This is a genomic window from Pantoea sp. BRR-3P (assembly GCF_039621635.1).
GTDB lineage: Bacteria > Pseudomonadota > Gammaproteobacteria > Enterobacterales > Enterobacteriaceae > Pantoea > Pantoea floridensis.
The window spans coordinates 4,021,924-4,043,684 of sequence record NZ_CP155066.1 but is presented as its reverse complement, the minus strand read 5'-3'; the positions used below and the strand labels follow the sequence as shown (position 1 = coordinate 4,043,684).

Annotated in this window: 20 protein-coding genes; 11 read left to right on the top strand and 9 right to left on the bottom strand. The window is 54.5% G+C overall.

Annotation, left to right across the window (positions count from 1 at the left end):
- Positions 1 to 56 precede the first annotated feature (56 nt).
- From pstC to AAGR08_RS18645, 5 genes are all read left to right on the top strand, one after another.
- Complete coding sequence (pstC, locus tag AAGR08_RS18665) at positions 57 to 1,019, top strand: phosphate ABC transporter permease PstC (protein ID WP_345827648.1); 963 nt, start codon at positions 57 to 59, stop codon at positions 1,017 to 1,019.
- Positions 1,016 to 1,903 (top strand): phosphate ABC transporter permease PstA, encoded by an 888-nt coding sequence (gene pstA, locus AAGR08_RS18660; RefSeq protein WP_097095503.1) that lies wholly within the window; start codon positions 1,016 to 1,018, stop codon positions 1,901 to 1,903. The genes pstC and pstA overlap by 4 nt, the downstream gene beginning before the upstream one ends.
- Positions 1,904 to 1,946: 43 nt before the next feature.
- Positions 1,947 to 2,720, top strand: a complete 774-nt coding sequence (gene pstB / locus AAGR08_RS18655; RefSeq protein WP_007893584.1) for a phosphate ABC transporter ATP-binding protein PstB — start codon at positions 1,947 to 1,949, stop codon at positions 2,718 to 2,720.
- A 14-nt stretch (positions 2,721 to 2,734) separates the two neighbouring features.
- On the top strand, positions 2,735 to 3,469 hold the full coding sequence (phoU, locus tag AAGR08_RS18650) for a phosphate signaling complex protein PhoU (RefSeq protein WP_097095502.1): 735 nt from the start codon (positions 2,735 to 2,737) through the stop codon (positions 3,467 to 3,469).
- 120 nt (positions 3,470 to 3,589) lie between these two features.
- Positions 3,590 to 4,828, top strand: a complete 1,239-nt coding sequence (locus AAGR08_RS18645; protein ID WP_345827645.1) for an MFS transporter — start codon at positions 3,590 to 3,592, stop codon at positions 4,826 to 4,828.
- Between the two features lie 90 nt (positions 4,829 to 4,918).
- Here the strand turns inward: AAGR08_RS18645 and yieH are convergent, their stop codons facing one another.
- A complete protein-coding gene (gene yieH, locus AAGR08_RS18640) occupies positions 4,919 to 5,581 on the bottom strand; it encodes a 6-phosphogluconate phosphatase (protein WP_345827643.1) in 663 nt (220 codons plus the stop codon).
- Positions 5,582 to 5,732: 151 nt separating this feature from the next.
- Here yieH and AAGR08_RS18635 point away from each other — a divergent pair, with 151 nt between their 5' ends.
- On the top strand, positions 5,733 to 7,046 hold the full coding sequence (locus tag AAGR08_RS18635; protein WP_097095499.1) for an NCS2 family permease: 1,314 nt from the start codon (positions 5,733 to 5,735) through the stop codon (positions 7,044 to 7,046).
- Positions 7,047 to 7,077: 31 nt separating this feature from the next.
- On the opposite strand, the gene AAGR08_RS18630 is transcribed toward AAGR08_RS18635, so the two are convergent.
- Positions 7,078 to 7,824, bottom strand: a complete 747-nt coding sequence (locus AAGR08_RS18630; RefSeq protein WP_097095498.1) for a 4'-phosphopantetheinyl transferase superfamily protein — start codon at positions 7,822 to 7,824, stop codon at positions 7,078 to 7,080.
- A 294-nt stretch (positions 7,825 to 8,118) separates the two neighbouring features.
- On the opposite strand from AAGR08_RS18630, the gene AAGR08_RS18625 reads away from it, so the two are divergent.
- Positions 8,119 to 8,631 carry a flavin reductase family protein gene (locus tag AAGR08_RS18625; RefSeq protein WP_097095497.1) on the top strand — a complete coding sequence of 171 codons (513 nt, stop codon included), beginning with the start codon at positions 8,119 to 8,121 and terminating at the stop codon, positions 8,629 to 8,631.
- A gap of 45 nt (positions 8,632 to 8,676) precedes the next feature.
- On the opposite strand, the gene AAGR08_RS18620 is transcribed toward AAGR08_RS18625, so the two are convergent.
- From AAGR08_RS18620 to rpmH, 6 genes are all read right to left on the bottom strand, one after another.
- Positions 8,677 to 9,267: a malonic semialdehyde reductase gene (locus tag AAGR08_RS18620; protein ID WP_097095496.1), complete on the bottom strand. Its 591-nt coding sequence runs from the start codon at positions 9,265 to 9,267 to the stop codon at positions 8,677 to 8,679.
- A 395-nt stretch (positions 9,268 to 9,662) separates the two neighbouring features.
- Entirely contained in the window at positions 9,663 to 11,027 is a 1,365-nt protein-coding gene (gene mnmE / locus AAGR08_RS18615) for a tRNA uridine-5-carboxymethylaminomethyl(34) synthesis GTPase MnmE (RefSeq protein WP_097095495.1), read from the bottom strand.
- Between the two features lie 96 nt (positions 11,028 to 11,123).
- Positions 11,124 to 12,770 carry a membrane protein insertase YidC gene (gene yidC, locus AAGR08_RS18610; protein WP_097095494.1) on the bottom strand — a complete coding sequence of 549 codons (1,647 nt, stop codon included), beginning with the start codon at positions 12,768 to 12,770 and terminating at the stop codon, positions 11,124 to 11,126.
- 2 nt (positions 12,771 to 12,772) lie between these two features.
- Positions 12,773 to 13,030 carry a membrane protein insertion efficiency factor YidD gene (gene yidD, locus AAGR08_RS18605; protein ID WP_007893564.1) on the bottom strand — a complete coding sequence of 86 codons (258 nt, stop codon included), beginning with the start codon at positions 13,028 to 13,030 and terminating at the stop codon, positions 12,773 to 12,775.
- Complete coding sequence (gene rnpA, locus AAGR08_RS18600) at positions 12,994 to 13,353, bottom strand: ribonuclease P protein component (protein ID WP_034830013.1); 360 nt, start codon at positions 13,351 to 13,353, stop codon at positions 12,994 to 12,996. The genes yidD and rnpA overlap by 37 nt, the downstream gene beginning before the upstream one ends.
- 14 nt (positions 13,354 to 13,367) lie before the next feature.
- Positions 13,368 to 13,508, bottom strand: a complete 141-nt coding sequence (rpmH, locus tag AAGR08_RS18595; RefSeq protein ID WP_003849659.1) for a 50S ribosomal protein L34 — start codon at positions 13,506 to 13,508, stop codon at positions 13,368 to 13,370.
- 603 nt (positions 13,509 to 14,111) lie between these two features.
- Between rpmH and dnaA the strand changes: the two genes are divergently transcribed.
- From dnaA to gyrB, 4 genes are all read left to right on the top strand, one after another.
- Positions 14,112 to 15,512 carry a chromosomal replication initiator protein DnaA gene (gene dnaA / locus AAGR08_RS18590; RefSeq protein WP_097095493.1) on the top strand — a complete coding sequence of 467 codons (1,401 nt, stop codon included), beginning with the start codon at positions 14,112 to 14,114 and terminating at the stop codon, positions 15,510 to 15,512.
- Between the two features lie 5 nt (positions 15,513 to 15,517).
- Positions 15,518 to 16,618 carry a DNA polymerase III subunit beta gene (gene dnaN / locus AAGR08_RS18585; RefSeq protein ID WP_097095492.1) on the top strand — a complete coding sequence of 367 codons (1,101 nt, stop codon included), beginning with the start codon at positions 15,518 to 15,520 and terminating at the stop codon, positions 16,616 to 16,618.
- 99 nt (positions 16,619 to 16,717) lie between these two features.
- Entirely contained in the window at positions 16,718 to 17,803 is a 1,086-nt protein-coding gene (recF, locus tag AAGR08_RS18580; RefSeq protein WP_097095491.1) for a DNA replication/repair protein RecF, read from the top strand.
- A 17-nt stretch (positions 17,804 to 17,820) separates the two neighbouring features.
- Complete coding sequence (gene gyrB / locus AAGR08_RS18575; RefSeq protein ID WP_097095490.1) at positions 17,821 to 20,229, top strand: DNA topoisomerase (ATP-hydrolyzing) subunit B; 2,409 nt, start codon at positions 17,821 to 17,823, stop codon at positions 20,227 to 20,229.
- A gap of 51 nt (positions 20,230 to 20,280) precedes the next feature.
- Here the strand turns inward: gyrB and AAGR08_RS18570 are convergent, their stop codons facing one another.
- Positions 20,281 to 21,753: a HAMP domain-containing sensor histidine kinase gene (locus AAGR08_RS18570; protein ID WP_097095489.1), complete on the bottom strand. Its 1,473-nt coding sequence runs from the start codon at positions 21,751 to 21,753 to the stop codon at positions 20,281 to 20,283.
- Between the last annotated feature and the right edge of the window lie 8 nt (positions 21,754 to 21,761).

The following is a 21,761-nucleotide window of genomic DNA, read 5'->3' as shown; positions in this document are numbered from 1 at the left end:
GCTCAATGGGCGGCATCACCTGCCGCCCTGATATCCTCCTGAGAACAGAGAATTCTATGGCTGCCACTAAGCCGACGTTCAAAGCCCCCGGTAAACAAGGCGATATGATTTTCGGCGCACTGGTCAAACTGTCTGCGCTTATCGTGTTGCTGTTGATGGGTGGCATTATCGTCTCCCTGATTTTCTCCTCCTGGCCTAGCATCCAAAAATTTGGTTTCTCCTTCCTGTGGAACAAAACCTGGGATGCGCCAAACGAACAATTTGGTGCGCTGGTGCCGATTTACGGCACCCTCGTTACCTCAATTATTGCGCTGATCATTGCCGTGCCAGTGAGCTTCGGCATCGCGCTGTTCCTGACCGAACTTGCGCCGGGCTGGCTACGCCGCCCGCTGGGCACCGCCATTGAGCTGCTGGCCGCGATACCCAGCATCGTTTACGGCATGTGGGGCCTGTTTGTTTTCGCCCCGCTGTTCGCCGAATATTTCCAGACGCCAGTGGGCAATGTGTTATCGAATATCCCGATCGTTGGCGCGCTGTTCTCTGGCCCGGCATTCGGTATCGGTATTCTGGCGGCGGGCGTGATTCTCGCCATCATGATCATTCCTTACATCGCTTCGGTGATGCGTGACGTGTTTGAGCAAACGCCGGTGATGATGAAAGAGTCGGCTTACGGTATCGGCTGTACCACATGGGAAGTGATCTGGCGCATCGTGCTGCCGTTCACCAAAAACGGCGTGATCGGCGGCGTGATGCTGGGACTGGGCCGCGCATTGGGTGAAACCATGGCGGTGACCTTTATCATCGGCAACACCTACCAGCTCGACAGCCCCTCGCTGTTTATGCCGGGCAACAGTATCACCTCCGCGCTGGCCAACGAATTCGCCGAAGCGGAATCCGGTGTGCACGTCGCGGCGCTGATGGAGCTGGGTCTGATCCTCTTCGTGATTACCTTTATCGTGCTGGCGATCTCCAAACTGATGATCCTGCGTCTGGCGAAGAGTGAAGGAGCCCGTTCATGACCGCTATTGAAGTTCAGGCTCGCGCTGAGCTGGAAGCCTCGCGCCGCAAAATGCAGGCGTGGCGCAGTACTAAAAACAAAATTGCCCTGACGCTGTCGCTGTTGACCATGGCTTTCGGCCTGTTTTGGCTGGTGTGGATTCTGTTCACTACCGTGACGCGCGGCGTCGATGGTTTAAGCTGGTCGCTGTTTACCGAATCAACTCCGCCACCGAATACAGCAGGCGGTGGCTTAGCCAATGCCTTAGTCGGCAGCGGCTTACTGATTTTCTGGTCGACGATCATCGGAACGCCACTTGGCATCATGGCCGGAATTTACCTGGCGGAATATGGGCGTAAACATTGGCTGGCGGAAGTGATTCGCTTCATCAACGATATTCTGCTGTCTGCGCCGTCGATTGTGGTCGGCCTGTTTGTTTACACCATTGTGGTGTCGCAGATGCAGCATTTCTCCGGCTGGGCGGGCGTGGTGGCGCTGGCGCTGCTGCAGATCCCGATTGTGATTCGTACCTCCGAGAACATGCTGCGTCTGGTGCCGGACAGCATGCGTGAAGCGGCTTATGCGCTCGGTACGCCGAAATGGAAGATGATCTCAGCTATCACGCTGAAAGCCTCCGTTTCCGGCATCATCACCGGTGTGCTGCTGGCCGTGGCGCGTATCGCCGGTGAAACCGCTCCGCTGCTGTTCACTGCGCTGTCGAACCAGTTCTGGAGTACCGACATGATGCAGCCGATCGCTAACCTGCCGGTCACCATCTTTAAATTCGCCATGAGCCCGTTTGCCGAATGGCAAAGCCTGGCGTGGGCGGGTGTGCTGATTATTACGCTGTGCGTGCTGCTGCTGAACATTGTGGCGCGCGTGATTTTCGCCAAGGGCAAACACTAATTTCCCGGCGCGGCTTCGGCGGCGCTGCTTATGAGAGACGAGAATGAGTAACGTGACTTCATCAGCCGGTAAAATTCAGGTCCGTAATCTGAACTTCTATTACGGTAAGTTTCACGCGCTGAAAAACATCAACCTGGATATCACTAAAAACCAGGTCACCGCGTTTATCGGCCCATCAGGCTGCGGTAAATCCACGCTGCTGCGTACCTTCAACAAAATGTACTCGCTCTATCCCGAGCAGCGTGCAGAAGGTGACATCCTGCTGGATGGCGATAACATTTTGGCATCTAATCAGGATATCGCCCTGCTGCGCGCGCGCGTTGGCATGGTATTCCAGAAGCCAACGCCGTTCCCGATGTCGATTTACGATAACATCGCCTTCGGTGTACGCCTGTTTGAAAAGCTGTCGCGTGCCGATATGGACGAGCGCGTGCAGTGGGCGCTAACCAAAGCCGCGCTGTGGAATGAAACCAAAGACAAGCTGCATCAGAGCGGTTACAGTCTTTCCGGCGGTCAGCAGCAGCGTCTGTGCATCGCGCGTGGCATCGCCATTCGCCCGGAAGTTTTGTTGCTGGATGAGCCATGTTCCGCGCTGGATCCGATCTCAACCGGTCGTATCGAAGAGCTGATCACCGAGCTGAAGCAGGATTACACGGTGGTAATCGTGACGCATAACATGCAGCAGGCCGCACGTTGTTCTGATCACACCGCTTTCATGTATCTGGGTGAGCTGATTGAGTTCAGCGATACCGATACGTTGTTCACTAAGCCCGCACAGAAGCAAACCGAAGATTACATCACCGGTCGCTACGGCTGATTCAGGAGACGCACATGGATAATTTAAATCTGAACAAACACATCTCCGGTCAGTTTAATGCGGAGCTTGAGCACATTCGCACTCAGGTGATGATCATGGGGGGCATGGTAGAGAAGCAGCTTACCGATGCCATTACCGCGATGCATAACCAGGATGGCGAGTTGGCGCGTCACGTGATTGACGGCGACCAGAAGGTCAACATGATGGAAGTGGAGATTGATGAAGCCTGCGTGCGCATCATCGCCAAACGTCAGCCTACCGCCAGCGATTTGCGCCTGGTGATGGCGATCATCAAGACCATTTCAGAGCTGGAACGCATTGGTGACGTGGCGGAGAAAATCAGCCGCACCGCGCTGGAGAAGTTTGGTCAACAGCATCTGCCGCTGCTGGTTAGCCTTGAAGCGCTGGGCCATCACACCGTGCAGATGCTGCATGACGTGCTGGATGCGTTTGCGCGCATGGATCTTAACGAAGCCATCAAAATCTACCGCGAAGATAAGAAGGTGGATAAAGAGTATGAAGGCATCGTGCGTCAGCTGATGACCTATATGATGGAGGATCCGCGCACCATTCCCAGCGTATTGACCGCGATGTTCTGCGCGCGCGCCATCGAGCGTATCGGCGACCGCTGCCAGAATATTTGTGAAATTATCTTCTATTTCGTAAAAGGTCAGGATTTCCGCCATGTGGGCGGCGACAAGCTGGATGAACTGCTGTCGGGCGATGACGGTAGCAATAAACCCTCTTGATTGAGACTTTGGCGGCCCGTTGCCACTGTGACTAACGGGCCGCTTTCTTGATTTCTGCCTGGTCTCCGCGTTGCCCTCTCTTTTATACTTGGCACACTTTTTTCTGCAAGGTGCTGCTGCATGTCCTCCTCACTACAAAAAAAACGCGCTATTACACCGGCGAAAGCCATGGTGGCTGCCATTAGCGGCTACGCCATGGACGGATTTGACCTTCTGATCCTCGGCTTTATGCTGCCCGCCATCAGCGTTTCGCTGGCGCTCGATCCGTCTCAGGCGGGTTCTCTGGTGACATGGACGCTGATTGGTGCGGTGATTGGCGGCATCGTGTTTGGCCATCTCAGCGATCGCTATGGCCGCATCCGTATTCTCACCGTCACTATTTTGGTGTTCTCGGTGTTCACTGGACTGTGCGCTGTCGCACAGGGCTACTGGGATTTGCTGGCGTACCGCACCCTGGCGGGCGTGGGATTAGGCGGCGAGTTCGGCATTGGGATGGCGCTGATTGCGGAAGCCTGGCCAAAAGAGAAGCGCAACCGCGCCTCGGCGTGGGTCGGCATTGGCTGGCAGCTTGGTGTGCTGCTGGCGGCCTTTATTACGCCGCCATTGCTGAGTGTCATTGGCTGGCGCGGCATGTTCCTCGTTGGTTTACTGCCCGCGCTGGTCTCATTTGTGATTCGCCGCAGCATGGGTGAGCCGGAAGAATTTACCCGTCACGTTGAGAAAACCCCGCAGCTGTCGTTTACCGCGCGGCTTAAACTGCTGTTCGCCGATAGCAATACCAGCAAAGCCAGTCTGGGAATTCTTATTCTCTGTTCGGTGCAGAATTTCGGTTACTACGGTTTGATGATCTGGATGCCGAGCTATCTGTCGTCTAACTTTGGCTTCAGCCTGACAAAATCCGGCTTGTGGACGGCGGTAACGGTAGTCGGCATGACATTTGGCATCTGGCTGTTCGGCGTGCTGGCCGATCGCTTCGCGCGCTGGAAAATCTTCCTGTTGTACCAGTTCGGTGCGGTGGTGATGGTGGTGGTGTATGCACAGCTGCGCGATCCAACGGTAATGCTGTTTACTGGCGCGCTGATGGGGATGTTTGTCAACGGTATGATTGGCGGCTACGGCGCGCTGATTTCTGATACCTTCCCGCCGCAGGCGCGTGCTACGGCGCAGAACGTGTTGTTTAACCTTGGGCGTGGCGTGGGCGGGTTTGGTCCGCTGGTGATTGGATTACTGGCCACCAACATCTCCTTCACCGCCGCAATCACCCTACTGGCGTTGATTTATTTGCTGGATATCGCCGCCACGCTGTTCCTGCTGCCGAAAAAGCAGAGCAACGAAGATTCGCTGGGGGCGATTGGCTGATTTTTGTGGTCGCCATGAATGGCGACCCTATCATTGAATGGAGCACGAACGTAGGGTCGGCATTGATGCCGACCTGGCTGAACACCGCACCTATCCCACCAAATCCCAGCCGCGTGCGCGCCACAACTCCGGCAGCTGCGCCATATCATCAAAGCGCGTCACCAGCGGATGATCTAATTCTGGATTATGTGCGTCAGCGCAGTAGTAAAACACTGGAATCCCGGCCGCGATGCCTGCGCGTGCGCCGGCTTCGGAATCGTCCACCAGAATGCACTTCTCAATCGGCACCTGCATCTGCTCGGCGGCGTGATACATCAGCTCGGGATCGGGCTTCCAGTGGTTGATGTCATAGCCGCTGTATAGCTTGCCATCCAGATAGGGCAGCATGCCGGTTAATCCCAGGGAGTGTTGCATCTTCTTCACCGTGCCGTTTGAAACCACGCACATTGGCACTTTTACGCGCTCCACCAGCGCTTTGGCACCGGCAATCGGCTTTAAATCGAGATCGAACAGCCGCGCCACCTCGGCGCGATAGGCAGTTTCCACCTCTTCGAGCGGTAACTCAACCTGATGTTCTGCCGCGACGTCACGGATGATGTCGTAGAGCTTCACCCCTTTATACTGCTCAAACATCTGTTGCAGTGAGAGCTCAATACCGTAGCGGGCAAAGGTGTTGACGTAAGATTGCGTACAGATTACTTCGCTGTCGACCAGCGTGCCGTCGCAATCAAAAAAAATACATTCCACCGACATCGCGCATCATCCTTTTGTTAAACAATAAGCTGACACTCTAGCGCACTGAGCGCAGAAAGCGACCCTGAGCAACCGGTTGCGAAAAATCAGTGTTTTGCCACGCTAAACTCTATACGATACGCGGCGATTAATTTTTTATCGGAACAGTGAAATGAATAACCAGGGGCTTTTGCAGCGCATCTTCAAGCTGCAGGAACACGGCACAACCGTGCGTACAGAAGTGATTGCCGGTTGCACCACTTTCCTGACGATGGTCTACATCGTCTTCGTTAACCCGCAAATTCTGGGTGTGGCAGGCATGGATACCCAGGCCGTGTTTGTCACCACCTGCTTAATTGCCGCGTTCGGCAGCATCTTAATGGGGCTGGTGGCGAATCTGCCGGTAGCGCTGGCACCGGCGATGGGCTTGAACGCCTTTTTCGCCTTCGTGGTGGTGGGCGCGATGGGCTACTCATGGCAGGTTGGCATGGGCGCGATCTTCTGGGGAGCCTTGGGCTTGCTGATCCTCACGCTGCTGCGCGTGCGCTACTGGATGATTGCCAACATTCCGCTGAGCCTGCGCGTGGGGATTACCGCCGGTATCGGCCTGTTTATCGCCATGATGGGGCTGAAAAATGCCGGCATCATCGTGCCTAACGCCGATACCATCGTGGCCGTTGGCAACCTGACGTCGCACAGCGTACTGCTGGGCGCGCTTGGGTTCTTCATCATCGCTATTCTGGCCTCACGTAATATCCATGCGGCGGTGCTGGTCTCGATCGTGGTGACTACCGCACTGGGCCTGATCATTGGCGACGTAAAATTCAGCGGTGTGTTCGCCGCTCCGCCCGCCATCACTTCGGTGGTTGGTCAGGTGGATATCAAAGGTGCATTCAACATCGGCATGGCCGGCGTGATCTTCTCCTTTATGTTGGTGAATCTGTTCGACTCTTCCGGCACGCTGATTGGCGTGACCGATAAAGCCGGACTGACCGACGAGAAAGGCACGTTCCCGCGCATGAAGCAGGCGCTGTACGTTGATAGCATCAGCTCTGTGACCGGTTCGCTGGTGGGGACCTCTTCAGTTACCGCTTACATTGAAAGCTCGTCCGGCGTGGCGATCGGCGGGCGTACCGGCTTGATGGCGGTGATTACCGGGATTCTGTTCCTGCTGGTGATGTTCCTGTCACCGCTGGCAGCGATGGTGCCATCCTATGCGGCGGCGGGCGCGCTGATTTATGTTGGCGTGTTAATGACGGCGTCGCTTTCCCGCGTACAGTGGGACGATCTCACTGAAGCGGTTCCGGCGTTTGTCACCGCGGCGATGATGCCATTTAGCTTCTCGATCACCGAAGGCATTGCGCTGGGCTTTATCTCGTACTGCGTGATGAAGTTGGGAACGGGTCGCTGGCGTGAAATCAGTCCATGCGTGGTGGTGGTGGCGCTGCTGTTTGTGCTGAAAATCGTCTTCATTGACGCTCATTAAGTGAAAAAGGCCGCTTAAGCGGCCTTTTTTGTCAGGGATGTCCTATCTCCTGCGGCGCGACCAAACTGGTCAGGCGTAAGGTGCGCGGCCCCATATTGGGTTTGCTCATCTCGACGTCGCGCAGCGCTTGCCACTGCTGCGCGCCATCAATTTCCCACAGCCGTAAACGTTCTGTGCCTGGAGATAGTGCACACGACCATACCAGCGTCGGTTCAGCATCACATACCGCCTGAATATCGGGAAACACGGTGGAACGCAGTCGTCCGGCTGCGGGATGCAAACGCAGTGAATCAATACCGCTATTCGTTTCGCCAGTGAGTTTGAGAATGCTTTGCCGCAGCGTCCAGATTTGCGTCAGCGCTTCCATAAAATCCTGCTGCGCGTTGATCCAGGCTTTCTCGCCAGAGGAGAGATCCTGCGTCAGCATATCCTGAGTTTGGCGACTGTGCGCACGCACAATCTCCATGTCCAGTCCGGCACGACCGCCTTCTTCGGCCAGCAGCACGCCGATAGTGTTGCCAGCATAGGAAATACTAAAATCGGGCAGATTCGCATCGGCAAAACGGGGACGACCACTGCTGGTGGTAATTAATGCAGGTAATTCACGAATACCATAAACGCGCAGCATCAGCTGCCCCAGCAGTTCGCGCGCGGCGAGAAAGCGTCCGCGGCGCTTGTCAGCGAAGCGTTGGGCGCTATGAATCACTTCCTGTGGCACCCGCATATTCTCTGAAGAAAAGGGCGGATGACCGATCCAACGAACAAAATGACTAGCCATCTGTCGCTCCGTGAAAATGGTCGAATAATCATCAGTGCTATTGTAAGAATTTTCTCATGGGTTTGCATCCGCCTTAAGGTGGAATAGGCGATATTTCAGATAAGGCTGAAGCCGCACGGCAATCCCATTTTGTCACTTTGCATAGAACGCTTTTGCACATTCATGTCTGATCGGGTGCCGATTGGCGCGATGTGGTGTAGGATTTGGGCAGTAAAAAGGCACATCGAAGTGCGCTAACTATTCACCCTCAGGCCAATCGTGCACATCGCTGAATCATGCACGTCGGAGTTTTTTATGTCAGTTACCGCTATTTCTTCTCGCCAGGAATCGATCTCTCTTGATGAGTTTCGTCACGGCATGCGCCGCCTAACGGCAGGCGTTTCTCTGGTTACCACCGAATTTCAGGGCGAAAAGCTGGGGCTAATTGCCACGTCGGTGAGTTCGCTGGCGGCTGAGCCACCGAGCTTGCTGGTGTGCGTGAATCGCAGCGCATCCAGTCATGATGCGTTTATCAAGGCCGGTCATTTTGCCGTTAACGTACTGCGTGAGCAGCATGACGATTTATGCGCTCAGTTCAGCCAATCATCGCGTCGCGAAGAGCGTTTTCAAAACGGCGCCTGGCAGACGCTGAATACCGGCGCGCCAGTGTTGGCGGATGCGCTGGTGAGCTTTGATTGCCAGCTGGAGAAAGTGGTGGAGTGGAATACGCATAGCGTGCTGCTGGCACGTATTGTTGGCATTGCGCTGCCTGGCGAAGCGTCAGAGCCAATGATCTACTTCAATAGCGGTTTCCATTCACTGGGCTAACCGCACAGGAAAAGGCGTCGTAAGTGACGCCTTTTCGCTATCGAATCAGGCAAATTTGCTGGCTTCATCAAAGCTCAGACGCGGCAAACGCGGGTGCAGTTTGCTGGCTTCGCCATAGCCCAGATTGATCAGCAAGTTCACCTGCCATTTATTCTCGCTGAAGAACGCCTCATTCACTTTGGACGGATCGAAACCGGACATTGGGCCTGCATCCAACCCCAGCGAACGCGCCGCCAGAATCAAGTAACCCGCTTGCAAGCTGCTGTTACGGAACGCGGTCTCTTTCGCCAGATCCGGGCTGCTGGTGAACCAGCTGCGCGCATCGCCGTGCGGGAACAGCTTTGGCAGCGCTTCGTAGAATTCTGGGTCCCACGCCACGATCACCGTCACCGGCGCCGCCATGGTTTTGTCAACATTACCGGACGAAAGTGCCGGTTTCAGCTTCTCTTTCCCTTCCTGAGACGTCACAAACACAAAACGGCCTGGCGAGCAGTTAGCAGAAGTTGGGCCCAGCGCGGTCAGATTGTAGAGCTGCTTCAGCACCTCTTGAGAAATCGGTTTGTCCTGCCAGTAGCTGTGGGTGCGGGCTTCATTAAACAGCGCATTCAGCGCCACGCTGTCGAGCGTTGTACTCATGTTTCTCTCCTGTTCAGGCCGCAACGAGCGCCCAATATTTTGCATGAATAGTCGATGTTCCCGGCAGGGCCTTTTCGCCGGGCAGTGATCGTTATACTGCAAAGCGAAAGGGGAGCCAAATAACAAAGACGCATGTCTACTGGGATCCAGGTGCGCATGAATGCGCACCCTACGAAAACCGCGCTCATACGATGCAGGGTCGCCATTTATAGCGACTACGTAACAGACATCAGGTGCGCACGAATGCGCACCCTACGAAAACCGCGCTCATTCGATGCAGGGTCGCCATTTATGGCGACTACGTAACAGACATCAGGTGCGCACGAATGCGCACCCTACGAAAACCGCGCTCATTTGTTGTAGGGTCGCCATTTATGGCGACTACGTAACAGATATTACTTCCCAATACAGAAGCTTGAGAAGATTCGTCCCAGCAGATCGTCGGAGGTGAATTCGCCAGTGATCTCGCTCAGCGCCTGTTGCGCTAAACGAAGCTCTTCCGCCAGTAATTCACCCGCCCATGCGCCTAATAGCTGATGTTTTCCCTGTTGCAGGTGAGCAGCCGCTAACTCGAGCGCCTGCAGATGGCGGCGACGTGCAAGGAATCCGCCTTCCATATTGCCAGCAAAACCCATGCTCTGTTTCAGGTGCTCGCGCAGCGCTTCCACACCGTCACCAGTGCGTGCCGAGAGACGAATCAGTGAGTGACCGTTCACTTCAGTAAGCCCCAGCACTTCCCCCGTCATATCCGCTTTGTTGCGCACCACGGTAATCGGCAGCGCATTTGGCAAACGCGCGACAAAATCTGGCCAAATGGCGGCGGCTTCGGTGGCATCCGTGGTGGTGCCATCGACCATAAACAGCACGCGGTCGGCCTGCTCGATCTCCTGCCATGCACGCTCAATACCAATGCGCTCTACTTCATCACTGGCTTCACGCAAACCGGCGGTATCGATGATATGCAGCGGCATGCCGTCGATATGGATATGTTCGCGCAGCACGTCGCGCGTGGTGCCGGCAATATCGGTGACAATCGCCGCTTCGCGACCGGCTAACGCATTCAGCAGGCTCGATTTACCGGCATTAGGGCGACCGGCAATGACCACTTTCATCCCTTCACGCAGCAAGCTGCCCTGACGCGCCTCGGCACGTACGCCGTCGAGATCGCCGATCACCACATTGAGCTGTGCTTCAATTTTGCCGTCGGACAGGAAATCGATCTCTTCATCCGGGAAGTCGATGGCCGCTTCCACATAGATACGCAGGTGAGTAAGTGCTTCCACAAGTGCGTTAACGCGCAGGGAAAAGGCGCCCTGCAGCGAGTTCACCGCTGAGCGGGCTGCCTGCTCTGAACTGGCATCGATCAGGTCGGCAATCGCTTCGGCTTGCGCTAAATCGAGTTTGTCGTTGAGGAAGGCGCGTTCCGAGAATTCACCGGGCTGAGCAATACGCAAGCCGGGCAGGGCCACAATGCGTTTGAGCAGCAGGTCGAGAATCACCGGGCCGCCGTGGCCCTGCAGCTCCAGCACATCTTCGCCGGTAAAGGAGTTCGGGCCGGGAAACCACAGCGCAATGCCCTGATCGAGCACGCTGCCATCGGCATCGGTAAAAGGCAGATAATCGGCGTAACGCGGTTTCGGCAATTTGCCTAACACGGCTTGCGCCACCTCGGCCGCTTTGGCGCCGGAGATACGCAGAATGCCTACGCCGCCGCGGCCGGGAGGCGTCGCCTGGGCAACGATGGTGTCGCTGTGGCTCATGATTCCACCTTAAACTTTTAGGGTATTAATAAATAAAAATAGGGCGACATAAATGTCGCCCTTTGATTATACGCTGCTGCTGGTGGCAGTCAGGCGTTACGCTTTCTTCTTGTCGCGGCTATGCAGACCACGTTTTTCCAGGCCGCGATAAATCAGCTGCTGCTGGAGAATGGTTACCAGGTTGCTGACGATGTAGTACAGCACCAGACCTGATGGGAACCACAGGAAGAACACGGTAAAGATAACCGGCATGTAAGTCATGATCTTCTGCTGCATCGGATCGGTCACAGTGGTCGGTGACATCTTCTGAATGAAGAACATGGTGATACCCATGACAATCGGCAGAATGTAGTACGGGTCCTGCGCAGACAAGTCATGAATCCACAGAATAAACGGTGCATGACGCAGTTCAACCGAGCCTGACAGCATGTAGTACAAGGCCAGGAAGATTGGCATCTGGATAACCAGCGGCAAGCAGCCGCCCAGCGGGTTCACTTTCTCCGCCTTATACAGCGCCATCATTTCCTGGCTCTGCTTCTGCTTGTCATCGCCCAGACGTTCACGCATCGCCTGAATCTTCGGCTGCAGCATACGCATCTTCGCCATGGAGGTGTACTGCGCCTTAGTCAGCGGGTACATGATGCCACGAACGATGAAGGTGATAACGATAATGGAGAAGCCCCAGTTACCGATAAAGCTGTGCAGGAACTTCAGTAGCTTAAACAGCGGCTGAGAGATGAACCACAGCCAACCGTAATCCACAGTCAGATCAAGATGAGGCGCGATGGCCGCCATTTTGTCCTGAATTTCCGGGCCAACCCACAGAGTGGCACCAAGATCCTGCTGTGCGCCTGCGCCAACGGTAACCGGCGCAGATTTGTAGCCGATTGCCGCTACGCCATTGCCGAGGTTGCTGGTGTACAGCGTGTTATTACCTTGCGTGCGTGGCACCCAAGCGGTGGCAAAATACTGTTGCAGCATCGCCACCCAACCGTTGCCGGTGGTGGTGTTCAGGTTCTCGTTATCCGCGATGGTGTCGAATTTATATTTTTCGTATTTCGCATCGCTGGTGGAGTACGCTGCGCCACGGAAGGTATGCAGAGCAAAGTTATTGCTGCCGGTATCGCGGTGCTTAGGCACATCGATAGTTTGCTTCAGCTGACCAAACATCGACACTTCCAGCGGCTGCTGGGTGGTGTTGTTAATGTTGTAGTCAACATTTACCGCATACTCACCGCGTTTGAAGACGAAGGTCTTGGTGTAAACCACGCCGTTTTCACCGGTCCAGGTCAGCGGCACGCGCAGTTCGCTCTGGCCATCTGCCATCTCGAAGCTATCTTGTGTGGTGGTATACAGCGGACGTGCGCCATTGTTCGGGTTATCCGGACCGTTACGGCCGGTTAAGCCGCTCTGCGCCTGATAAACGAATGCAGGTGTGGTTTCAAGCAGCTGGAACGGTGCGTCTGAACCCAGTTTGTCCGGGTAAGTCAGCAGCTGAGCCTGCTCAATATCGCCACCGCGCGTATTGATGTTGAGTGACAGGACATCTGTCTTAACGGTGATCGTTTTGCCCTGTCCGCTAGCCGGCACGCCGGAAGTGGCGGCATCACCCGCTGCGCTGCTTGTGTTTTGCGTGGTCTGGGTTTGCTGTGGCTGCGGAGCGTGGTCCGTCTGCCAGGCTTGCCAGATCATAAAAGACACGAACAGAAAAGCGATGAGAAAGAGATTGCGTTGCGAATCCATCGTTAATGTTCTCTGGTATCAAAGGTTTTTGGCGGCACAGGATCGTCACCACCCGGGTTCAAAGGGTGGCATTTTAATACGCGTTTAATCGTCAACCAACTGCCTTTTACCACGCCAAAGCGGCGTAAGGCCTCAATCCCATACTGCGAGCAGGTGGGATGGAACCGGCAATGAGGTCCCAGCAGTGGGCTGATGGCGCGTTGATAAACGCGTATCAGGGCAATCAGGAGCCGCGAGCCAGGCGACAGTGACGACGCCATAATTTCTCCAACGCTTCCGTCAGCGCACGGTTATCCAGGTCAGCAATCCCTTTTTTAGCCACGATCACAAAATCCATCGCAGGCAGCTCATGTTGACGCAGACGAAAGCTTTCTCGGGTCAATCGCTTGATCCGGTTGCGTTCATGGGCGCGTTTTACATGTTTTTTTGCGACGGTGAGACCGATGCGGGGATGCCCCAGCGAGTTAAGTCGGCCGAGTATGGTGATTTGCGGCGTACCGGCTCTTTGTGGCTGCTGGAAGACGAAAGTGAAATGAGTGGGAGTTAACAAACGTAACTCCCTGGGAAATGCGAGCTTAACCACGAGGGTTAGCTTTATTACTTAGAAACGGTCAGACGAGAACGGCCTTTAGCACGACGACGTGCCAGAACCTGACGACCATTTTTTGTTGCCATACGAGCACGGAAACCGTGTGAACGGTTGCGCTTCAGTACGGACGGTTGAAAAGTGCGTTTCATGGCGATTTCTACCTAAACTTGAAAATTTTCACTGGGTGACGCGTTTTCGGGCCAGTAAATCGACCAACGCCTCAATGTGTCTTTAATAAAGAGGCGGGATTGTAATAATTGTACAGTCCAGAGTCAATTTACTTCGCTGGTCGCGGCACCTGGAAACCCAGATACAGCCCGCTGATTCCGGGCATCAAGGCTTCACGCAATAATGCCGGGTGGGGAATTATACGGGCTGTGGGGTAAAGCGCAAGGATCGCGCAGGATCTTCTTGCGATCTATTTGCAAACTTGTTGCGGCAAAAACGAGAGCCGCCCAGAAAAATTGTCGCTTTCAGCCACATTAACGCTGGCTTTTCTGCTAAAAAGCGTAAACTCATTTGCGCATCATCAGCCTGTGGATAAAATGGATCAAAACTGTGTAGAAAGGGAAGATCTCTCGGCTGCTTTACGTTATGATCCGCCCTTCCGCTGACGATCCTCCATGCGATCGCCGGGGAAGACTACCGCGAATAGCGGTCGCAGGCGCTTTCCAACCGCCTGTGTCTAAAAATTACGTTTCTATTTATTAGCGCCTAAAATTCTTATCGATTTTGTACGAGTGGAGTCCGCCGTGTCACTTACGCTTTGGCAACAGTGTCTTGCCCGTTTGCAGGATGAGCTTCCTGCCACCGAATTCAGCATGTGGATTCGTCCGCTGCAGGCTGAATTGAACGACAATACGCTGACCTTGTATGCACCAAATCGGTTTGTACTCGACTGGGTTAGAGATAAATATCTCAATAGTATCAATGGGCTGCTGAATGAATTCTGCGGTACGAATGTGCCGTTACTGCGTTTTGAAGTGGGCACGCGTCCTGCCGCACAGGTCACCACCAGCCAGCCGGCAATGGCCAGTTACAGCGCGCCTGCACCGATTGAAAATCGCCCGGCGCCCACGCAAATTTTGCGCCCAAGCTGGGATTCGGTGCCTGCGCCGGCTGATGTTACCTACCGTTCCAATGTGAATAACCGCCATAACTTCGATAACTTTGTGGAAGGTAAATCGAACCAACTGGCACGCGCGGCGGCACGTCAGGTAGCGGACAACCCTGGCGGCGCCTATAACCCTCTGTTCCTTTATGGCGGCACCGGTTTGGGTAAAACTCACCTGCTGCACGCGGTGGGTAACGGCATTATTGCGCGCAAGCCCAATGCCAAAGTGGTGTATATGCACTCTGAGCGTTTTGTTCAGGACATGGTTAAAGCCTTGCAGAACAACGCTATCGAAGAGTTTAAGCGTTACTATCGTTCGGTGGATGCACTGCTGATCGATGACATCCAATTCTTTGCCAATAAAGAACGATCGCAGGAAGAGTTTTTCCACACCTTCAACGCCCTGCTGGAAGGCAATCAACAGATCATCCTGACCTCGGATCGCTATCCAAAAGAGATCAACGGCGTAGAAGATCGCCTGAAATCGCGCTTTGGCTGGGGATTAACGGTCGCGATCGAGCCGCCTGAGCTGGAAACGCGCGTGGCGATCCTGATGAAGAAGGCCGATGAAAACGACATCCGCCTGCCGGGCGAAGTGGCGTTCTTTATTGCTAAGCGTCTGCGTTCCAATGTGCGAGAGCTGGAAGGCGCGCTGAACCGCGTGATCGCCAACGCGAACTTTACCGGTCGCGCCATTACCATCGATTTCGTGCGCGAAGCGCTGCGCGATCTGCTGGCGCTGCAGGAAAAGCTGGTCACCATTGATAACATTCAGAAAACGGTGGCCGAGTATTACAAAATTAAAGTGGCGGATTTGCTGTCGAAACGCCGTTCGCGTTCGGTAGCGCGTCCGCGCCAGATGGCGATGGCGATGGCGAAAGAGCTCACTAACCACAGTTTGCCGGAAATTGGCGATGCGTTTGGTGGCCGCGACCATACCACCGTGCTTCACGCCTGCCGTAAAATCGAGCAGCTGCGTGAAGAGAGCCACGACATCAAAGAAGATTTCTCTAACCTCATTCGAACATTATCTTCCTGACGCATATGAAATTTATTGTAGAACGTGAGCAGTTACTGAAGCCCCTGCAACAGGTCAGCGGCCCGCTGGGCGGTCGTCCAACCCTGCCGATCCTTGGCAATTTACTGCTGCAGGTCAGCGAAGATACGCTGCGCCTGACCGGCACCGATCTGGAAATGGAAATGGTGGCGCGCGTTGCGCTGACGCAGCCACACGAGCCGGGTGCAACCACGGTTCCCGCGCGTAAATTCCTCGATATTTGTCGCGGTTTGCCGGAAGGTGCTGAGATCAGTCTGACGCTGGAAGGCGACAGAATGCTGGTGCGTTCTGGCCGCAGCCGTTTCTCGTTATCTACCTTGCCAGCCAGTGATTTCCCGAACCTGGATGACTGGCAGAGCGAGGTAGAATTTACTTTGCCGCAGGCAACGTTGAAACGCTTGATCGAGGCTACGCAGTTCTCGATGGCGCATCAGGATGTGCGCTATTACCTCAACGGCATGCTGTTTGAAACCGAAGGTGAAGAGCTGCGCACCGTCGCCACCGATGGTCACCGCCTTGCGGTGTGCTCAATGCCGATTGGTCAGGCGTTGCCAGACCATTCGGTGATCGTGCCGCGTAAAGGTGTGATTGAGCTGATGCGCCTGCTTGATGGTGGTGAAACACCGCTGCAGGTGCAGATCGGCAGCAGCAATATTCGTGCTCACGTTGGCGACTTTATTTTCACCTCCAAGCTGGTTGACGGACGTTTCCCGGATTATCGCCGCGTATTGCCGAAGAATCCTGATAAAGCCTTAGAAGCCGGATGCGATATTCTGAAACAGGCATTTGCGCGTGCGGCGATTCTGTCGAATGAGAAGTTTCGCGGCGTTCGCATCTACATCACCGAAAATCAGCTCAAAATCACGGCAAATAATCCCGAGCAGGAAGAAGCGGAAGAGATGCTGGATGTCTCTTATAACGGCACCGATTTGGAGATCGGATTCAACGTCAGTTATGTGCTGGATGTGCTCAATGCACTGAAGTGCGAAAATGTGCGTTTGCTTTTAACTGACTCTGTTTCCAGCGTACAAATTGAAGATGTTGCTAGTCCAGCCGCAGCGTATGTCGTTATGCCAATGCGCTTGTAAGGTCGGCATTTATGCCGACCTGGCGAATGTTCGCACCATCCTGGGAGCCATTAGTGGCTCCCCTACAAGATCCCGAATAGCTTCATCCCGGAACACTTCATGGCTTTAACCCGCCTCCTGATTAAAGATTTTCGCAATATTGAGCAGGCCGATCTGGCGCTGGCCCCCGGTTTCAATTTTTTAGTTGGCGCCAACGGTAGCGGCAAGACCAGCGTGCTGGAGGCGATTTACACGCTGGGCCACGGTCGTGCGTTTCGCAGTTTGCAAGCGGGGCGCGTTATTCGTCACGATCAAGACGCCTTTGTGCTGCACGGCCGTATTGAAGGCAGTGAACGCGAACTGTCGGTGGGGTTAACCAAAAATCGCGCCGGCGACAGCAAAGTACGCATTGATGGCAGCGACGGTCACAAAGTCGCTGAGTTAGCGCAACTGTTACCCATGCAGCTGATCACACCGGAAGGTTTTACGCTGCTGAATGGCGGTCCCAAATATCGTCGCGCCTATATCGATTGGGGATGTTTTCACGCCGCGCCCGGCTTTTTCCATGCCTGGAGCAATCTGCGTCGTCTGCTGAAACAGCGCAATGCGGCGCTGCGCCAGGTATCGCGCTACAGCCAGATTCGTCCGTGGGATCAGGAACTGGTGCCGCTGGCCGAGCAAATCAGCGCATGGCGCGCCGAATACAGCGCGGCGATTTCCCGCGAGATCATCGCCACCTGTGGCCAATTTTTACCAGAGTTCGAGCTAGCGTTCTCTTTCCAGCGCGGCTGGGATAAAGAGAGCGACTACGCCGAATTGCTGGAGCGTAATTTCGAGCGCGATCGCGCGCTCACCTACACCGCCAGCGGCCCGCATAAAGCCGATTTTCGTATTCGTGCTGAGGGCACGCCGGTGGAAGATTTACTCTCACGCGGTCAGTTAAAGCTACTGATGTGCGCGCTGCGCTTAGCGCAGGGCGAATATCTGACGCGCAGCAGCGGACGACGCTGTTTGTATCTGATTGATGACTTTGCCTCAGAGCTGGATGACACCCGTCGCCGGCTGTTAGCTGAACGCCTAAAAGCCACGCAGGCTCAAGTATTTGTCAGCGCCATTGGTGTCGAGCATGTAATCGACATGAGTGATGAAAAGGGCAAGATGTTCCGCGTGGAACAGGGTAAAATAGTGGTTCAACCTGAAGATTAAATGAGCGAGAAACGTTGATGTCGAATTCTTATGACTCCTCAAGTATCAAAGTCCTGAAAGGGCTTGATGCGGTACGCAAACGCCCGGGCATGTACATCGGCGATACGGATGACGGCACCGGTCTGCATCACATGGTATTCGAAGTCGTGGATAACGCTATCGACGAAGCGCTCGCCGGTCACTGCAGTGACATTACCGTTACTATTCATGCCGATAACTCGGTTTCCGTGCAGGATGATGGCCGTGGTATTCCTACCGGCATTCACCCGGAAGAGGGCGTCTCTGCGGCGGAAGTGATCATGACCGTTCTGCACGCAGGCGGTAAATTTGATGATAACTCATATAAAGTATCGGGCGGTCTGCACGGCGTCGGCGTTTCCGTGGTAAACGCCCTGTCGCAGAAGCTGGAGCTGACCATTCGTCGCGAAGGTAAAGTGCACCAGCAGGTTTATCAGCACGGCGTGCCGCAGGCACCGCTGGCGGTATCAGGTGATACCGACGCAACCGGTACCCGCGTGCGTTTCTGGCCGAGCTATGAAACCTTCACTAATGTGATTGAATTTGAGTACGACATCCTGGCGAAGCGCCTGCGTGAACTCTCGTTCCTCAACTCTGGCGTTTCGATTCGTCTCGAAGATAAACGCGACGGCAAGAGCGATCACTTCCACTACGAAGGCGGTATCAAGGCGTTTGTTGAGTATCTCAACAAAAACAAAACGCCAATCCATCCCACCGTGTTCTATTTCTCTACCGAGAAAGATGGCATTGGCGTGGAAGTGGCGCTGCAGTGGAACGACGGTTTCCAGGAAAACATCTACTGCTTCACCAACAACATTCCACAGCGCGACGGCGGTACGCACCTGGCCGGTTTCCGTGCGGCAATGACGCGTACCCTGAACGCCTACATGGATAAAGAAGGTTACAGCAAAAAAGCCAAAGTCAGCGCCACCGGTGACGATGCGCGTGAAGGTCTGATCGCCGTGGTTTCGGTGAAAGTGCCGGATCCGAAGTTCTCTTCCCAGACCAAAGACAAGCTGGTCTCTTCAGAAGTGAAATCGGCGGTAGAGCAGCAGATGAACGAACTGCTGGCAGAATACCTGCTGGAAAATCCATCTGACGCCAAAATCGTGGTAGGCAAGATCATTGATGCGGCGCGTGCGCGTGAAGCGGCGCGTCGTGCGCGTGAAATGACGCGCCGTAAAGGTGCGCTGGATTTGGCCGGTCTGCCGGGCAAACTGGCGGATTGTCAGGAGCGCGATCCGGCGCTGTCTGAAATCTACCTGGTGGAGGGTGACTCCGCAGGCGGCTCCGCCAAGCAGGGCCGTAACCGTAAAAACCAGGCGATTCTGCCGCTGAAAGGTAAAATCCTGAACGTGGAGAAAGCGCGTTTCGACAAGATGCTGGCGTCGCAGGAAGTCGCCACGCTGATCACTGCGCTGGGCTGTGGTATCGGTCGCGACGAATACAACCCGGACAAACTGCGTTATCACAGCATCATCATCATGACCGATGCGGACGTCGACGGCTCGCACATCCGTACGCTGCTGTTGACCTTCTTCTATCGTCAGATGCCGGAAATCGTGGAGCGTGGTCACGTCTATATTGCTCAGCCGCCGCTGTACAAAGTGAAGAAAGGCAAGCAAGAACAGTACATTAAAGACGACGAAGCGATGGATCAATATCAGATTTCTATCGCGCTCGATGGCGCAACGCTGCACACCAATGCCAGCGCGCCAGCTTTGGCGGGTCAGCCGCTGGAAACGCTGGTGGCTGATTTCAACAGTACGCAGCGCATGATCAAGCGTATGGAGCGTCGTTTCCCAGCGGCTCTGCTGCGTGGCCTGATCTACCATCCAACGTTAAATGACCTCAGTGACGAAGCCGCAGTACAGGGCTGGATCGACGCTTTAGTCGCGTATCTCACCGAGCGCGAAGCGCATGGCAGCAGCTATGTGGCGCAGGTGCGTGCAAACCGCGAACAGAATCTGTTCGAACCGGTGCTGCGTGTCCGCACCCACGGTGTTGATACCGATTATCCGCTGGATAGTGAATTCATCGATGGCCCGGAATACCGCAAAATCTGTAGTCTGGGCGAGCAGCTGCGTGGTCTGATCGAAGAAGATGCATTTATCGAACGTGGTGAACGTCGCCAGCCGGTAAGCAGCTTCGAGCAGGCGATTGAGTGGCTGGTGAAAGAGTCGCGTCGTGGTCTGTCTGTTCAACGTTATAAAGGTTTGGGTGAGATGAACCCTGAGCAGCTGTGGGAAACCACCATGGATCCGGATAGCCGCCGCATGCTGCGCGTGACGATCAAGGATGCTATTGCTGCTGATCAGCTGTTCACTACCTTAATGGGCGATGCAGTTGAACCGCGTCGTGCGTTTATCGAAGAGAATGCGCTGAAAGCGGCCAATATCGATATCTAATCGATAAGGCCGAGACAGAAAACCCTTCCCTGGTGGAAGGGTTTTTTATTTTCAGCGTGGGACGGAGAAACGGAAGCATGCGCCGGGGTATTTTTCATCCAGGCGGATATCTTTGCCATGCAGTTGCAGAATGCGGCGAACCACCATTAATCCCAAACCACCGCTGTTTTTTCGGGTGCTGGCGTGCGAAAGTGCAGAAGGACGCTCAAACAGTGTGGCTCGTAAAGCCTCGGGAATACCCGGCCCGGAATCTTTCAGGCTCACTTCAACCTCACGTTCTGCGTTACGCAGCGTAACTTCAATCGTACCCGCCTGTGGCGTATATTTAAGCGCGTTATCCAGTAAGTTAGTTAGCACACGGTCAATCATTGAGACATCGGCATTTACCTGCGGCAACTGGTCTGGCATATCCACCACGAAGCGAATATTACGCGTACTGGCCATTAATTCGAATTTCTGCACCACATCGTAAGTGAGTTCAGAAAGACTAAACGCCTCACAGTTGGGTTTTATCACGCCATATTCCAGCTGCGCCAATTCAAATAACTGCTGGGCTAACATGCTCACTTTCTGGCTTTGCGAAAGCGCGATATGCAAATAACGCTGACTTTCATCTGCTTTTAGGCTATCCGCTTTATACAGCAAGGTTTCAAGATAACCATGCAAAGTGGTAAGCGGCGTGCGCAGGTCGTGCGAGATATTGGCGACAAAATCGCGGCGCAGCTGATCCTGATAAGCCAGCTTTTCCCACTGAAAGGCAACGCGACGCGCCATACCGACAAAAGCACCTTGTAATACCGCCACCTCATCCTTTTCTTGTTGTTGCGGCAACGGTAACTCGGCTAGCTGTTTTATCTCCGTCATGTCTTCGCGGTTAAGTTTGCGTACGCGCTGCGTTAACTGACGCATCGGTCGGGTAATTAAACTGAACGCCACCACGCCCGCCGTCAGCCCAAACAGCACCACCAATAAAGAAGACCACAATGACGTACGCTGTAAAATATCGAGCTGCGCTTCCTGCTCCAGCTGGAGATAATTTTCTCCCTGGAGAATGACATACAGATAGCCAACAGGCTGGCCATTAAGAGAAAGGGGCGCAACGCTAAACACTTTCTTCTCCTGCAGATTACGCGGGTCATCACCATAAACTGGCGCAGCGGCGCCGTTGAGCTGTGATCGCAGGGGGGCAACGCTGACGTTGGTACGTTTAATATGATGAGGCGGCGCGGCATCGGCCAGAATATTGCCCTGCAAATCCAGCAAATAGACCTCAACGCTGGGGTTGAGCGCCATCAAATCATTAAACAGCGCCTTCATGAGCGGCAGGTTAACGCCTTTTTCGCCAATCATATCGGGATTAAGGCTGGCGATATGTCTGGCAAGTCCGTCGGATAAGCGTTGAACCACGGCGCTGCCATATTGTGCATTAATGCGAATCTGCATCCAGCCCGACAACAGTGTGCAAAGTAATAGCAGAGAAGCAAAAACCAGCGCCAGGCGCTGGCTGAGTGTCAGGCGTTTCATGTTTAAAA

Coding starts and splice junctions, on each gene's coding strand:
- pstC (WP_345827648.1), top strand. CDS start 57: ATGGCTGCCACTAAGCCGACGTTCAAAGCCCCCGGTAAACAAGGCGAT.
- pstA (WP_097095503.1), top strand. CDS start 1,016: ATGACCGCTATTGAAGTTCAGGCTCGCGCTGAGCTGGAAGCCTCGCGC.
- pstB (WP_007893584.1), top strand. CDS start 1,947: ATGAGTAACGTGACTTCATCAGCCGGTAAAATTCAGGTCCGTAATCTG.
- phoU (WP_097095502.1), top strand. CDS start 2,735: ATGGATAATTTAAATCTGAACAAACACATCTCCGGTCAGTTTAATGCG.
- AAGR08_RS18645 (WP_345827645.1), top strand. CDS start 3,590: ATGTCCTCCTCACTACAAAAAAAACGCGCTATTACACCGGCGAAAGCC.
- yieH (WP_345827643.1), bottom strand. CDS start 5,581: ATGTCGGTGGAATGTATTTTTTTTGATTGCGACGGCACGCTGGTCGAC.
- AAGR08_RS18635 (WP_097095499.1), top strand. CDS start 5,733: ATGAATAACCAGGGGCTTTTGCAGCGCATCTTCAAGCTGCAGGAACAC.
- AAGR08_RS18630 (WP_097095498.1), bottom strand. CDS start 7,824: ATGGCTAGTCATTTTGTTCGTTGGATCGGTCATCCGCCCTTTTCTTCA.
- AAGR08_RS18625 (WP_097095497.1), top strand. CDS start 8,119: ATGTCAGTTACCGCTATTTCTTCTCGCCAGGAATCGATCTCTCTTGAT.
- AAGR08_RS18620 (WP_097095496.1), bottom strand. CDS start 9,267: ATGAGTACAACGCTCGACAGCGTGGCGCTGAATGCGCTGTTTAATGAA.
- mnmE (WP_097095495.1), bottom strand. CDS start 11,027: ATGAGCCACAGCGACACCATCGTTGCCCAGGCGACGCCTCCCGGCCGC.
- yidC (WP_097095494.1), bottom strand. CDS start 12,770: ATGGATTCGCAACGCAATCTCTTTCTCATCGCTTTTCTGTTCGTGTCT.
- yidD (WP_007893564.1), bottom strand. CDS start 13,030: ATGGCGTCGTCACTGTCGCCTGGCTCGCGGCTCCTGATTGCCCTGATA.
- rpmH (WP_003849659.1), bottom strand. CDS start 13,508: ATGAAACGCACTTTTCAACCGTCCGTACTGAAGCGCAACCGTTCACAC.
- dnaN (WP_097095492.1), top strand. CDS start 15,518: ATGAAATTTATTGTAGAACGTGAGCAGTTACTGAAGCCCCTGCAACAG.
- recF (WP_097095491.1), top strand. CDS start 16,718: ATGGCTTTAACCCGCCTCCTGATTAAAGATTTTCGCAATATTGAGCAG.
- gyrB (WP_097095490.1), top strand. CDS start 17,821: ATGTCGAATTCTTATGACTCCTCAAGTATCAAAGTCCTGAAAGGGCTT.
- AAGR08_RS18570 (WP_097095489.1), bottom strand. CDS start 21,753: ATGAAACGCCTGACACTCAGCCAGCGCCTGGCGCTGGTTTTTGCTTCT.